12 protein-coding genes are annotated in these 13,205 nt (G+C 63.9%); 1 reads left to right on the top strand and 11 read right to left on the bottom strand.

The window, feature by feature from the left end; translation table 11 throughout:
- Positions 1–16: 16 nt before the first annotated feature.
- From FJ949_RS03950 to FJ949_RS03910, 9 genes are all read right to left on the bottom strand, one after another.
- Positions 17–1,135 (bottom strand): branched-chain amino acid ABC transporter substrate-binding protein, encoded by a 1,119-nt coding sequence (locus FJ949_RS03950; RefSeq protein WP_140493083.1) that lies wholly within the window; start codon positions 1,133–1,135, stop codon positions 17–19.
- 137 nt (positions 1,136–1,272) lie between these two features.
- Positions 1,273–1,620, bottom strand: coding sequence for a DUF6867 family protein (locus FJ949_RS03945; RefSeq protein WP_140493080.1), 348 nt, complete (start codon positions 1,618–1,620; stop codon positions 1,273–1,275).
- Between the two features lie 17 nt (positions 1,621–1,637).
- Positions 1,638–2,366, bottom strand: a complete 729-nt coding sequence (locus FJ949_RS03940) for an ABC transporter ATP-binding protein (protein ID WP_140493077.1) — start codon at positions 2,364–2,366, stop codon at positions 1,638–1,640.
- Positions 2,366–3,868: an ATP-binding cassette domain-containing protein gene (locus FJ949_RS03935; protein ID WP_140493073.1), complete on the bottom strand. Its 1,503-nt coding sequence runs from the start codon at positions 3,866–3,868 to the stop codon at positions 2,366–2,368. The genes FJ949_RS03940 and FJ949_RS03935 overlap by 1 nt, the downstream gene beginning before the upstream one ends.
- Positions 3,868–5,466 carry a high-affinity branched-chain amino acid ABC transporter permease LivM gene (gene livM, locus FJ949_RS03930; RefSeq protein WP_140493070.1) on the bottom strand — a complete coding sequence of 533 codons (1,599 nt, stop codon included), beginning with the start codon at positions 5,464–5,466 and terminating at the stop codon, positions 3,868–3,870. Before livM ends, FJ949_RS03935 begins: the two co-directional genes overlap by 1 nt.
- 4 nt (positions 5,467–5,470) lie before the next feature.
- Positions 5,471–6,373, bottom strand: a complete 903-nt coding sequence (locus FJ949_RS03925; protein ID WP_140493067.1) for a branched-chain amino acid ABC transporter permease LivH — start codon at positions 6,371–6,373, stop codon at positions 5,471–5,473.
- Between the two features lie 335 nt (positions 6,374–6,708).
- Positions 6,709–7,710 carry a 4-hydroxyproline epimerase gene (locus tag FJ949_RS03920; protein WP_140493062.1) on the bottom strand — a complete coding sequence of 334 codons (1,002 nt, stop codon included), beginning with the start codon at positions 7,708–7,710 and terminating at the stop codon, positions 6,709–6,711.
- A gap of 16 nt (positions 7,711–7,726) precedes the next feature.
- A complete protein-coding gene (locus tag FJ949_RS03915; protein WP_181172085.1) occupies positions 7,727–9,019 on the bottom strand; it encodes an FAD-binding oxidoreductase in 1,293 nt (430 codons plus the stop codon).
- Between the two features lie 48 nt (positions 9,020–9,067).
- On the bottom strand, positions 9,068–9,961 hold the full coding sequence (locus FJ949_RS03910) for a dihydrodipicolinate synthase family protein (RefSeq protein ID WP_140493059.1): 894 nt from the start codon (positions 9,959–9,961) through the stop codon (positions 9,068–9,070).
- Positions 9,962–10,077: 116 nt separating this feature from the next.
- Here FJ949_RS03910 and FJ949_RS03905 point away from each other — a divergent pair, with 116 nt between their 5' ends.
- Entirely contained in the window at positions 10,078–10,722 is a 645-nt protein-coding gene (locus tag FJ949_RS03905) for a GntR family transcriptional regulator (RefSeq protein ID WP_224518934.1), read from the top strand.
- Between the two features lie 85 nt (positions 10,723–10,807).
- Here FJ949_RS03905 and FJ949_RS03900 read toward each other — a convergent pair whose 3' ends face one another.
- Together FJ949_RS03900 and FJ949_RS03895 are read right to left on the bottom strand one after the other, a co-directional pair.
- Complete coding sequence (locus FJ949_RS03900; protein ID WP_140493053.1) at positions 10,808–11,107, bottom strand: hypothetical protein; 300 nt, start codon at positions 11,105–11,107, stop codon at positions 10,808–10,810.
- Between the two features lie 441 nt (positions 11,108–11,548).
- On the bottom strand, positions 11,549–13,045 hold the full coding sequence (locus tag FJ949_RS03895; RefSeq protein WP_140493051.1) for a CoA-acylating methylmalonate-semialdehyde dehydrogenase: 1,497 nt from the start codon (positions 13,043–13,045) through the stop codon (positions 11,549–11,551).
- Positions 13,046–13,205: the final 160 nt, after the last annotated feature.

Raw genomic sequence — 13,205 nt, 5'->3', positions numbered from 1 at the left:
GTCAATGCGGACAGGCTTACATCTTCTGGACGTAGGTGTACTTGCCGTCGTCGCCCTTCTTCCACTCGTACATGACGTAGCCGGGCAGCGTCGGGTCGCCCTTGGCGTCGTAGGAGAGGTCGCCGAGCACGGTCTTGAACGGACCCTTTTCATGCAGCGCCTTGGCAACTTCCTGCGGGTCGTTGGACTTGGCAGAGGTGGCTGCCTCGGCGATCGCCTGCATGGCTGCGTAGGCGTAGAGCGTATAGGCCTCCGGCTCGAAGCCCTGCGCGCGGAACTTCTCGACCAGTTCCTTGTTGGCCGGAATCAGGCGAGGGTCCGGACCGAACGTGTTGAGCGTGCCCGCGACCGCGTCGCCAGCGATCGAGGCCAGTTCGTTCGACACGATGCCGTCGCCGGAAACCAGCGTCGCCTTGAGGCCCTGGTCGGCCGCCTGGCGGATGATCAGGCCGGCTTCAGTGTGCAGGCCGCCCCAGTAGATGATGGAGACGCCGGCTTCCTTCATCTTGGCGATCAGCGCCGAGAAGTCCTTGTCGCCGACATTGACGCCTTCATACATGACTTCCTTCACGCCCTTGGCGTTCATAGCCTTCTTGGTCTCGTCGGCAAGGCCCTGGCCGTAGGTGGTCTTGTCGTGCACGACGGCGATCTTGGCGTCCTTGAAATTGGCCGCCAGATAACCGCCGGCGATGCCGCCCTGCTGGTCATCGCGTCCGCAGGTGCGGAACACGTTCCACAGGCCGCGCTCGGTGAACTGGGGGTTGGTCGCGGCAGGCGTGATCTCGACGATGCCGTTTTCCGCGTAGACTTCCGACGCCGGAATGGAGACGCCCGAGTTGAAGTGGCCGACCACGAACTTGACGCCGTCGCCGACGAACTTGTTGGCGACCGAGATGCCTTGCTTCGGATCGGAGACGTCGTCGCCGACTTCGAGCTTGATCTGCTCGCCGTTGATGCCGCCCGCCGCATTGATGTCGGCGACCGCCTGCTCCGCGCCCTTCTGCAACTGTGCGCCGAAGGCGGCATTCGGACCCGTGATCGGGCCAGCAACGCCGACCATTAGATCAGCCCACGCATTGCCGCTGAACGCGATCAGCGCGGTCAGGGCGACGGCGGACAAAAGTGATTTTTTCATTTAAACGCTCCCATTAACGGAGTGGGCGTGGATGAAGCTTTCATGCGATGCCCACCCTTATCGCAGAAAGCATAGTTTGCCGATTTTCAGGCACTTGTCACGCCGATTCATCCCCGAAACGGCGTTAATGATGAACGTCAACCTTTCGGTTTCCAGCTCAAGATTGAAGCTCTTTCGTAGAGCCAATTATACTGTGTCACCATCTGGTTGGTTCGTGTGTATTGATAGCCGACGAAGCCGAGGATCATCAGTACGATGGTGTCGACGACATAGTAATGCAGCGAGAACATCGTGCCGTTGAACAGCGCATGATGGATGAAGCGGATGCCGATGCCGAGACCCAGCAGATAGGCGAACAGCTGGACGAAGCTGCGCCAGGTCTGGGCACTGGCCTTGCCGGTCATCCATGCCGCCCAGCCGCCGAGCAGGCAGGTGACGAAGAAGAACTGCCAGATGGACGGTTCCTCGTAGAGAATGCCTTGCATGGTAAGGACTCCTGAACTCAGTGATGGCCGCCTTCGAGATAGGCGGCGCGCACTTCCGGATTGGCGAGCAGTTCCTTGCCGGTGCCGCTCATGGTCACATTGCCGTTGACCATGACATAGCCGCGCGTCGCCAGCTTCAGCGCGCCGAAGGCGTTCTGCTCGACCAGGAACACGGTCAGCCCCTGCGTGCGGTTCAGCTCGCGAATGGCATCGAAGATCTGTTTGACGATCAGCGGCGCAAGACCGAGCGACGGCTCGTCGAGCAGAAGCAGCTTCGGCCGCGCCATCAGCGCGCGCCCGATCGACAGCATCTGCTGCTCGCCGCCCGACAGCGTGCCGCCGCGCTGGGCGATGCGCTCCTTCAGGCGCGGGAACAGTGCGAACACCTTCTCGACGTCCTCGTCATAGTGCTTGAGGTTGTCGAGGCTGGCGCCCATCTGCAGATTTTCCATCACCGTCATGCGCGGGAAGATGCGCCGGCCTTCCGGCGACTGGGCAATGCGCAAGCGCGCGATCTCGTGCGTCGGCAATTGGGTGATGTCGGCGCCGGCGAAGGTGATGGTGCCCGCGCGGGCGCGCGGCGCTCCAAAAATGGTCATCATCAGCGTCGATTTGCCGGCGCCGTTGGCGCCGATCAGCGCCACGATCTCGCCCTCGTTGACGGTGACGTCGACGCCGTTCAGCGCACGGATGTTGCCGTAATAGGTCTGCACGCCCTTGATATCGAGCAGCGTCTTCCCGGCCATCACTTGCCCCCTCCGCGCTTGGCCCGAACGGGCTTGCCCGCTCCTGTCGCGGGCTTTGCTGCCTGCTTACCGGAAGCATGGCTCGTCGCCACCTTGCCGGCGTCGACGCGGCGCGAGAATTCCGTGTCCTTGCCCTGGCTAAGCAGCCTGGCCTGCTTGACCCATTCTTCGCGGGCGATGCGTCCGTCAAAGGCGAGATACGCTTCGACGGCCTCGACATCGGCCTTCTTCCAGGCGCCGATCTGGTCGAAGTGGAAGATGCCGTGTTCGTTGAGCTTCTTCTCGTTGACCGCGCCGATCCCCTTGATGCGGGTGAGATTGTCGGCTTTGCCGCCGCGGGGCGCCGTGAGGCGGTTCGAGATGCCCGCGGCCTTCGCGGCCGGCGTCTTGGCCCCTGTCTTGACACTCGCCTTGGTGGCCGGCTTCGCCGCCGGCTTGGTCCGCGAAGCAGGTGCTGGCGCGACAGCCTTGGCCGCAACGCTCGCCGCCCGCGCATCGACCTGCGCCGCCTTCGAGGCGCCCTTCGACACCGTGATGCGCTCGCCTTCGCTGTGGCCGACCGTGTCGCTCACCGGGCCGGCGAGATAGGACGACGATGTTCCCGGACCATGCGCGGCATCGGGACCGGTATCGAGTTGCTCGATGACGTCCTCGTCGCCGACTTCGGTCAGCACGGTCTCGACCTCCTCGTCGTCGACGCCGAGATAGGCGGCGATGACGCGCGGATCGGTGCGCACCGACTGCGGATTGCCGTCGGAGATCTTGCGGCCGTATTCCAGAACCACGACGTGATCGGAGATCTGCATGACCACCGACATGTCGTGCTCGATCAGCAGGATCGAGGTGCCGGTGTTGTTCTTGATGTCCATCAGCAGGTCGTTGAGCGCGGCCGATTCCTTTGGATTGAGACCGGCGGCGGGCTCGTCGAGGCACAAAAGCTCCGGGCCGGTGCACATGGCGCGCGCGATCTCGAGGCGCCGCTGCGCGCCATAGGGCAGGTCGCCGGCCGGATCGTCGGCGCGGTCGACCAGATCGGCTTTCTCAAGCCAGTGCTTGGCAAGTTCGACGGATTCGGCCGAGGCCTTGCGGTAACCGCTGAAGCCGAACAGGCCGAGCACCGTATAGCCCGAAGCCTTCATCAGCTTGTTGTGCTGGGCAACGAGCAGGTTCTCGAGCACCGTCATGCCCGAGAACAGGCGGATGTTCTGGAAGGTGCGCGCCACCTTGGCGCGCGCCGGGATCTCATGGTTGGGCAGCCGTTCGAGCAGGTAGATCGAGCCGTCCTGCCGGGTGAGAGTGATCATGCCTTCCGACGGCTTGTAGAAGCCGGTGATGCAGTTGAACACGGTGGTCTTGCCGGCGCCGTTGGGCCCGATCAGCGCGGTGATCTCGCCGCGCCTGGCGGTGAAGGACAGGTCGCCGATCGCGACCAGGCCGCCGAACTTCATCGACAGGTGTTCGACGTTCAGGATGGCGTCGTTCATGGAGGGGTTCGCGTTCATCAGCCGTGCCCCTCCTTGGTGAAGGAACTGGAGACAGCCCTTCGCACCTTGAGGAAGGCGGTCGGCTCACGGCTGCCGACAAAGCCGCGCGGCTTCCACAGCATAACGATCACCATGGCCATGCCGAACAGCAGCATACGGTAGAGTTCCGGCGTGAAGTCGGGTCCGAAGACCTGCTTGAGGAAATCGAGTTCGCGCAGCACCTCGGTGCCGCCGATCATGACCAGAGCCGCGACGGCAATGCCGACCAGTGATCCCATGCCGCCAAGCACGACGATGGCCAGGATGATGGCCGATTCCAGGAAGACGAAGGATTCGGGGCTGACGAAGCCTTGCCGGGCGGCGAAGAACGAGCCGGCAAAACCGCCGAACATGGCGCCGGTGGCAAAGGCGGTCAGCTTGGTGGTCGTGGTGTTGATGCCGAGCGAGCGGCAGGCGATCTCGTCCTCGCGCAAGGCTTCCCAGGCGCGGCCGACCGGCATGCGCCTCAGCCTGACCGTGACGAAGGCGGTGAGCAGCGCCAGCCCCAGGATGAGGTAATAGAGGAAGATCTTGTAATAGGCGCTCGATGTGGCGATGTTCAGCACCTTGCCGATGTAGTTCGGATCCGAGACGTTGAAGCTCATCAGGCCGAAGAAGGTGACCTTCGGGATGCCGGAAATGCCGGCCGAGCCATTGGTCACCTCGCGCCAGTTGATGATCACCAGCCGGATGATCTCGCCGAAGGCAAGCGTCACGATGGCCAGGTAGTCGCCGCGCAGGCGCAGCACCGGAAAGCCGAGCAGCACGCCCCAGAAGGCGGCCATGGCGCCTGCGGCCGGCAGGAGGATCCAGAAGGAGAGGCCGTAATGCGTGCCGAGCAGCGCATAGGCATAGGCGCCGACCGCATAGAAGGCGACATAGCCGAGGTCGAGCAGGCCGGCCAGGCCGACGACGATGTTCAGCCCCCAGGCCAGCATGACATAGATCAGGATCTGGATGCCGAAATTATCGACCCATTTCAGCGATCCTTGCAGCCCGCCGACGAGCGACCACGACATCAGCGACAGCATGCCCACGACAATGATCGGATAGAGCACCAGTGCGGCGATGCCGAGTTTTGTGAAGTTGGCATGGATGAAGCCGCGGAAATAGTAGATCACGCAGGCCAGCGCGTAGATGACCGCAAGGGCGCGCAGGAATTGCAGATAGCCGGCCGGCTCCGCCCCTACCCAGCCGGCGAGAGACCTGCTGAAGACGAACAGCAGCGCCGCGACGATGACGGCCACGATGAAGGCTGGAAAGAGGAAGAAGCGCGACGCCACGCTGGCCGGCAGCAAGCCGGTGGCGACGTCGGCGATCTTCTGGTTGGCCAAAAAGGGCTGGCCGTAGGCGACATAGAGGAAGCGGCCGACGGCCGTGGCGATGACCACTGCGGCGAGCAGGCCCCAGCGCTGCACCAGGATCAGCTCGTTTGAGATGTTCTGGTCGGTCTTGAGCCCGATAAACAGCACGAACAGGCCGAGCGCGATGGCACCGGCATAGAAGGCCTCGCGCAAGGCGCGCTGCATGGGCGTGGCTGCGACGGTGTCGCGCTCGGGAGATACGGTGACGGCCATGATCTCAGACCTTTTCGACTTCTGGCCGGCCGAGAATGCCGGAAGGCAGGAAGATCAGCACGATAGCCAGGATCGAGAAGGCGGCGACATCCTTGTAGTCGATCGAGAAATAGGCCGACCACATGCTCTCGATGAAGCCGATCAAAAGGCCGCCCAGCACCGCGCCCGGCAACGAACCGATGCCGCCCAGCACCGCTGCGGTGAATGCCTTCACGCCGGGCACGAAGCCGTCCGAGAAGGCGATGACGCCGTAATACATCAGGAACAGCGTGCCGGCGACGGCGGCAAGTGCCGCGCCCATGATGAAGGTGATCGAGATGGTGCGGTCGACATCGATGCCGAGCAGCGCCGCCATCTTGCGGTCCTGCTCGCAGGCGCGCTGCGCCCGGCCAAGCGAGGTCTTGTTGACCAGGTACCAGAACAACACCAAGAGCAACGCGGTGACGACGACGATGATGATCTGCTTCAGCGACACGCTGATGCCTTCGATGTTGTAGACCTTCGACACCATCGGCGGGATCGGCTTGTTGCGCGGGCCTTGCGTCACCTGCACGAAATTCGACAGCGCGATCGACATCCCGATGGCGGTGATCAGCGGCGCCAGCCGGAACGAGCCGCGCAGCGGCCGGTAGGCCACCTTCTCGATCGTCCAGTTGTAGAGGCTGGTCAGCAGCATCGCCACGATCATCATCACCAACAGCGCGATGACCACGGGAACCGAATAGAACAGGGCGCCCAGGATGAGGAAAACGATCAGCGCCGTGAAAGCGCCCACCATGAAGATATCGCCATGAGCAAAGTTGATCATGCCGATGATGCCGTAGACCATCGTGTAGCCGATCGCGATCAGCCCATAGATCGATCCCAGCGTCAGCCCATTGATAAGCTGCTGGACAAAATACTGCATGTGTACATGGCTCCCCTGGAATGTCGCCCATGCAGACGCATTCCTTTTCGTATTTCCCCTAGTCGTAAGGTTTCGAGACGGGATTGCAACGTCATTTTTTGATCGTCATGCGTGTTTCCGACTGCACGCCGTTCGATTGCCCGTTTTTTCGCACCCGCCCCCTGGACTATCGCGGACCCTATCATTGGCATAACGCAATGTCTTTGACGATTAAGCGTCATCATGCGCTCCATTTCGAAGAAATCGCCGTCAAAATAAGTTGATGAGACGATTTGTTGCGCTCGTGACAGCAATCCTTTTTGTCCTTCCCGACCTTCCGCGGCGTGATGAATCGCCTATTTGACGACGAAGCCGTGCGCGAACGGATCGCGGTCATCGATGAAGATCGTGTTGAGCCCGGTCATGCGCGCCCAGCCGCCGATCGAGGGAATGATCGCCGGCTTGCCTGCGACCGTGACGTCTTTTTCAACCTTGCCCTTGAACAGCGAGCCGATGATCGATTCATGGACGAACGCATCGCCGGCCTTGAGCTTGCCCTTGGCGTGGAGCTGCGCCATGCGCGCCGAGGTGCCCGTGCCGCACGGTGAGCGGTCGATCGCCTTGTCGCCGTAGAAGACCGCGTTGCGCGCGTCCGCACCCGCCACCGTCGGCTCGCCGGTCCACAGCATGTGCGACAGCCGGTTGATGCCCGGATTCTCCGGATGCACGAAAGAGTATTTCTCGTTGAGCCGCTGCCGCACCACCGGGCTCCAGGCGATGAGGTCGCCCGCCGAATGGTCTGCCATGTCGCGATAGTTTTTCTGCGGCTCGACGATGGCGTAGAAATTGCCGCCATAGGCGACGTCGACGACGATCTCGCCGAGCCCGGGGCATTCGACCGTCAGGCCCTCGGCATGGAGGAAGGAGGGCACGTTGGTGATGCGCACCTCCTCGACATATTCGCCGACCTGTTTGTATTCGGCGATGACCAGGCCGGCCGGTGTGTCGAGCCTGAGCAGGCCGGGCGTCGTCGGCTTGATCAGCCCGTGCTCGATGGCCATCGTCACCGTGCCGATGGTGCCGTGGCCGCACATTGGCAGGCAGCCCGAGGTCTCGATGAACAGGATGGCGATGTCGCAATCCTCACGCGTCGGCGGGTAGAGGATCGAGCCGGACATGACATCGTGGCCGCGCGGCTCGAACATCAGGCCGGTGCGGATCCAGTCATATTCGGCCAGGAAATGTGCGCGCCGCTCCATCATCGTCGAACCCTGGAGCAGCGGGCCGCCGCCGGCGACCAGCCGCACCGGGTTGCCGCAGGTGTGGCCGTCGATGCAGAAGAAGGATTTCCTGGCCATGACGCTCCTCGAAAAATCAAAACCGTTGTGGACTGAAGGGGGCCACGTCGATCGGCGGAGTCTGCCCCAGGACAAGCTCGCGGATCAACCGTCCCGTCGCAGCAGCCTGGGTCAGGCCAAGATGGCCGTGGCCGAAAGCGTAGACCACCGGCCGGCTTCCCGATGCGCGGCCGACGACAGGCAATGAATCCGGCAGCGAGGGACGAAACCCCATCCATTCGCGTCCGCCCGAAGGATCGAGGCCCGGCAGGAAGTCTTGCGCCTTGCGCAGCAGCGCCTTCGAGCGCGCGTAGTTGGGCGGCCGCTCGATGCCGCCGAGCTCGACCGCGCCGCCGATGCGCAGGCCCGTGTCGAGCGGCGTGATCACGAAGCCTTGGCCGGAGAAGATCAGCATCCGCTTCACCTCGAAGGCGGTCTTTGGCAACGTCGTGTTGTAGCCGCGCTCGGTTTCGAGCGGAATGCGGTCGCCGAGCTGCCGCGCCAGCAGATGCGACCAGGCGCCGGCGGTGACGACCAGTTGCCGGGCTTGCCGCGTCGTGCCGTCGGCCAGCGTCAACGTCGCGCCGTTCCCGTCCGCGGCGACGCCGGCGATGCGGGCCTTCTCGAACCGCGCGCCCTTGGATTGCGCATAGTCCCAGATCGCCTTGCCGAGCAGTTTTGGATCGGCGACCGTCTTCCAGCCCGGCACGAACGTGCCCTTGCCGAAACGCGGCGACAGGCCGGGCTGCAGCTCCGCCAGCTCCTCGCCGCCGACATGGCGGAAGCCGATGCCGAAGCGCTGGCGCGCCGCCCAGCCGGACAGCGAGGCCTGGAATTCGGCTTCGCTTTCGTAGAGTTCGAGCGAGCCATCCTCGCGCAGCATCCGCCTCGTGCCGGAGCGGTCGAGCAGGCCCATCCATTCGGCCTCGGCGAGCGCCATCATTGCGGCCTGCGCCGCCAGGCCAGCCTCGTAGTGCTTCGCCGAGCCGGCACGCCAGAAGCGGATCAGCCAGGGCAGCAGCTTCGGCAGGTAGGCGGGCGGGATGGCGAGTGGGCCGAGCGGATCGGCCAGCCATTTCGGCAATTGCCGGAGCATGCCCTTGTGCGCCAGTGGCAGCACGTCGGAAAAGGCGAAGGCGGCGGCATTGCCGGAGCTCGTCTCCTCGCAGATGCCGGTGCGGTCGTAGACCGTGACGTTTCGCCCCGCCTCGGCAAGAAACGCCGCCGCGCAGATGCCGATGATGCCGCCGCCGACGATGGCGATATCTATTTCTTCTCCCTGTTCACGGGGAGAAGACGCCCGCAGGGCGGGGCGCCGCCGCGCTTCCATCGATTTGGAACTTCCTGTCACCTCGGCGCCGCCTCTCGGAAGAAAGCCTCAGAACGCCGGTAGTGTCGGCCGCACCGCCAGTGCGTCCTTGACGATCTTCTCGACCGCCTTGCGGCGCTCGCCCGACAGCGGCTGGCGCGGCATGCGGACGCGGTCGTTGGTTTGAATGGCGAACACCTCGGCAAGCTTGATGTTCTGCACCAGATAGGTCGAGACGTCGAGATCAAGCAGCGGCCGGAACCAGCGATAGATGGCGAGCGCCTCTTCGCGGCGGCCCCGCTGCATCAGCTGGTAGATCGCCACCGTCTCGCGCGGGAAGGCGGTGACGAGACCGGCCACCCAGCCGATGGCGCCCACCGACAGCGCCTCGAAAGCGAGATTGTCGACGCCGGTAAACAGGTCGTAGCGGCTGCCCAGGCGATTGATGATCTCGGTCGAGCGCCTGATGTCGTCGGAGGATTCCTTGATGGCGACGAAGCGCTTGTCCGACGCCAGTTCCTCCATCTGGTCGACGGTGACATCGACGCGGTAGGCGAGCCGGTTGGAATAGATCATGACCGGCAAGTCGCCGGCCTCCGCGACGGCGCGCAGCGCCGCCACCGTCTCTTCCGCATTGGTATGGTAAATCGGGCTGGGCACCACCATCAGGCCGTCGGCGCCTTCCTTGGCGGCGCGGCGGGCGATACTGGCGGCCTCGCGTGTCCCGGCCTCGTTCACCGTCAGCAGCACCGGTTTCTTGCCAGCCACCTTCTGCGCGGTTTTCAGCACTTCAATCTTTTCGTCATGGGACAGCATCGGCCCTTCGCCGAGCGATCCGCAGACGATGATGCCGTCGCAGCCGGCCTCGATTTGCAAGCCGAAGCAGCGCTCCATCTCGGCATGGTCGAGGCGGTCGTCCGCGGTGAATTTAGTCGTGACGGCTGGGAAAACTCCGGTCCACATGGTCATCGCTCCTCTGATATATCAGCCGTATATCTATTAAGAAAGCCGCTGTCAACACGGATTCTCCTATGATATATGCAAAATATATCAGGAGACTGCCTTTGATATCCATGCAAATGAGCGCTGCGTTCGAGCCGGCTGCGACCAAGGCCTACCGCATGCTCGAGCATATGATTGTCACGCTCGAACTGGCGCCGGCGAGTTTCGTCACTGAAGGCGGCCTGATCGAGAAGCTGGCGCTCGGCCGTACGCCGGTGCGCGAGGCGATCCAGAGGCTGGCCTGGGAAGGACTGCTCGACGTGCGGCCACGCGCAGGCATCGCCATCGCGCCGCTGCACCCCGGCGACTGGCTGCGCGTCCTCGACGCGCGCCGCGGCGTCGAGGTGGTGCTGGCCCGCTCCGCGGCGCGCTTCGTCACCCGCGACGCAGCCGACCTCTTCCACGATGCCGCGCTTGCCATGCAGAAGGCTGTCATCTCCGGCAACGTGCTTGCCTTCATCCAGGCCGACAAGACGCTGGACGAGGCGCTGGCGCGGGCTGCCGACAACCCGTTCGCGGCCAGGCTGGCTGCCCCGCTGCAGACCCATAGCCGCCGCTTCTGGTTCCGCTACAAGGCCGATACCGGCCTGGCGGAATCGGCCGAGCATCACGTCGCGCTGATCCGCTCGATTGTCGACGGTGACGAGGAAGCCGCCGCGAAGGATGCCAAGCGGCTGATGGCATTGCTGCGCGCCCATGCCGAGGCGGCCGCCACACGTTGAAGCATACCGCCCGACACCGACCCCGGTTCAGGACAGTGCATGCCCAAGACTACGCGTCGCCTGAACCGCTTCGACGCGATGAGGCTCAGGCTCCTGACAAGGCCGCCTTGATCGTCGGGCTGTCCCAGCCCTCGCCGACGGACAGGATGCAACTCTGGCCCTTGGTGTCGGAGGCGAGGACGGTCCAACTGCCCTGTTCGGAAACGAACACCTCAAGCACCACGTTGGGATTGATCAGGCCACGCCCGGCCTCACTTTCGTGGAAATTCTCGCCGAGCGCCTTGACGATGTCGGCGCGTGCCGCACATTGGCCGGCTGCATTCGCCGGCCCTATCGATAGCGCCGCCGCGGCGCATAGCAGCATGGACATAAGACGTTGTGCCATCGGACACCTCCTTGCGCCCGACGATGCGATGCTAACGGTCAGCCGTCGGCGCTCTGGTTGCCTGCCATGCCTCCTCCAGGGCAGGATCGTAGCTCTAAGTCCTGGCGCCCTCGCCGGTTCCATCACATTAGCGTTTGCAAAATAAACGGCCCGAGCCAGGGACTCGGGCCGCAGATTTTTGGGTGGTCCTGCCGGCCCGCGCGGCCGCAGCCGAAGGCGAGGACGCGCAAGCGGACAAGCGTCCGGCTAGTTCATCGTCGGGATGACGAAATCGGCGCCGCCCTTGATGCCGGCCCGCGCGCCCGCAGCCGAAGGCGAGGACGCGCAAGCGGACAAGTGTCCGGCTAGTTCATCGTCGGGATGACGAACTCGGCCCGTCATTGATGCCGGCCCGCGCGCCCGCAGCCGAAGGCGAGGACGCGCTATCGGACAAGCGTCCGGCTAGTTCATCGTCGGGATGACGAAATCGGCTCCGTCCTTGATGCCGGACGGCCAGCGCGAGGTGACCGTCTTGGTCTTGGTGTAGAAGCGGAACGCGTCCGGACCGTGCTGGTTGAGATCGCCGAAGGACGACGCCTTCCAGCCACCGAACGTGTAGTAGGCGATCGGCACCGGGATCGGCACGTTGACGCCGACCATGCCGACCTGCACCCTGGAAGCAAAGTCTCGCGCGGCGTCGCCGTCGCGCGTGTAGATGGCGACGCCATTGCCCATCTCGTGGTCATTGGCGAGCTTGATGGCGTTCTCGTAGGTCGGCGCGCGCACCACCGACAGCACCGGCCCGAAGATCTCTTCCTTGTAGATGCGCATGTCCGACGTGACGTTGTCGAACAGGCAGCCGCCCATATAGTAGCCGTTCTCGTAGCCCTGCATCTTGAAGCCGCGACCGTCGACGACCAGCTTGGCGCCTTCCTTGACGCCGATATCGACATAGCCCTTCACCCGCTCCAGCGCCTGAGCGGTGACCAGCGGGCCAAAATCGGCGGCGGAATCCGTCGAGGGGCCGACCTTCAGGCTTTCGACGCGCGGCACCAGTTTTTCCATCAGCCGGTTGGCGGTGTCGTTGCCGACAGGGACCGCCACCGAGATCGCCATGCAGCGCTCGCCGGCCGATCCGTAGCCCGCGCCGATCAGTGCATCGACGGTCTGGTCCATGTCGGCGTCGGGCATGATGATCATGTGGTTCTTGGCGCCGCCGAAGCACTGCACGCGCTTGCCTGACGCAGTGCCGCGCGAATAGATGTAATGAGCGATCGGCGTCGAGCCGACGAAGCCGATAGCCTTGATATCGGGGTCGTCAAGGATGGCGTCGACGACTTCCTTGTCGCCGTTGACGACGTTGAGGATACCGGCAGGCAGGCCCGCCTCGATGAACAGCTCGGCGATGCGGATCGGCACGCCCGGGTCGCGCTCGGAAGGCTTCAGGATGAAGGCGTTGCCGCAGGCGATCGCCGGCGCAATCTTCCACAGCGGGATCATCGCCGGAAAGTTGAACGGCGTGATGCCGGCGACGACGCCGAGCGGCTGGCGCATCGAATAGACGTCGATGCCGGGGCCGGCACCGTCGGTGAATTCGCCCTTCATCATGTGCGGCGCGCCGATGCAGACCTCGACCACTTCGAGGCCGCGCTGGATGTCGCCCCTGGCATCGGCGATCGTCTTGCCGTGCTCTCGCGCCAGGATGTCGGCCAGTTCGTCATAGTCGCGGGCGACCAGTTCAAGGAACTTCATAAGGACGCGCACGCGGCGCTGCGGGTTGGTCGCGGCCCATTTCGGCTGCGCCGCCTTGGCGTTCTCGACCGCCGCGCGCAGTTCCGCCTGCGAGGCCAGCGCCACCGTGCCGCGCACAGAGCCGTCCATCGGCTGCATCACGTCCTGCTTGCGACCGCTGGTGCCGGCGACACGCTTGCCGCCGATGAAATGACCGTATTCGATCATGATGTCTCTCCCTGGGTTTGTGATGGTGCATTGTCCGCCTTTGGCACGCCGATGGCAACGCGAGGGAGAACGCAACCGTTGTGCGGAAAATAGACAACGGTTGACGGGAGAGCATCAATTCTCGCAAATGGGAAGGATCACGAAGACGACGCCCAAGGAT

It is taken from the genome of Mesorhizobium sp. B2-4-1 (assembly GCF_006442185.1).
Classification (GTDB): domain Bacteria; phylum Pseudomonadota; class Alphaproteobacteria; order Rhizobiales; family Rhizobiaceae; genus Mesorhizobium.
This window is presented reverse-complemented; position numbering and strand designations above follow the sequence as displayed.

What these genes read in the sequence shown, in the direction of transcription:
- FJ949_RS03950 (WP_140493083.1), bottom strand. Translation starts at nt 1,135, where the DNA reads ATGAAAAAATCACTTTTGTCCGCCGTCGCCCTGACCGCGCTGATCGCG.
- FJ949_RS03945 (WP_140493080.1), bottom strand. Translation starts at nt 1,620, where the DNA reads ATGCAAGGCATTCTCTACGAGGAACCGTCCATCTGGCAGTTCTTCTTC.
- FJ949_RS03940 (WP_140493077.1), bottom strand. Translation starts at nt 2,366, where the DNA reads ATGGCCGGGAAGACGCTGCTCGATATCAAGGGCGTGCAGACCTATTAC.
- FJ949_RS03935 (WP_140493073.1), bottom strand. Translation starts at nt 3,868, where the DNA reads ATGAACGCGAACCCCTCCATGAACGACGCCATCCTGAACGTCGAACAC.
- livM (WP_140493070.1), bottom strand. Translation starts at nt 5,466, where the DNA reads ATGGCCGTCACCGTATCTCCCGAGCGCGACACCGTCGCAGCCACGCCC.
- FJ949_RS03925 (WP_140493067.1), bottom strand. Translation starts at nt 6,373, where the DNA reads ATGCAGTATTTTGTCCAGCAGCTTATCAATGGGCTGACGCTGGGATCG.
- FJ949_RS03920 (WP_140493062.1), bottom strand. Translation starts at nt 7,710, where the DNA reads ATGGCCAGGAAATCCTTCTTCTGCATCGACGGCCACACCTGCGGCAAC.
- FJ949_RS03915 (WP_181172085.1), bottom strand. Translation starts at nt 9,019, where the DNA reads ATGGAAGCGCGGCGGCGCCCCGCCCTGCGGGCGTCTTCTCCCCGTGAA.
- FJ949_RS03910 (WP_140493059.1), bottom strand. Translation starts at nt 9,961, where the DNA reads ATGTGGACCGGAGTTTTCCCAGCCGTCACGACTAAATTCACCGCGGAC.
- FJ949_RS03905 (WP_224518934.1), top strand. Translation starts at nt 10,078, where the DNA reads ATGAGCGCTGCGTTCGAGCCGGCTGCGACCAAGGCCTACCGCATGCTC.
- FJ949_RS03900 (WP_140493053.1), bottom strand. Translation starts at nt 11,107, where the DNA reads ATGGCACAACGTCTTATGTCCATGCTGCTATGCGCCGCGGCGGCGCTA.
- FJ949_RS03895 (WP_140493051.1), bottom strand. Translation starts at nt 13,045, where the DNA reads ATGATCGAATACGGTCATTTCATCGGCGGCAAGCGTGTCGCCGGCACC.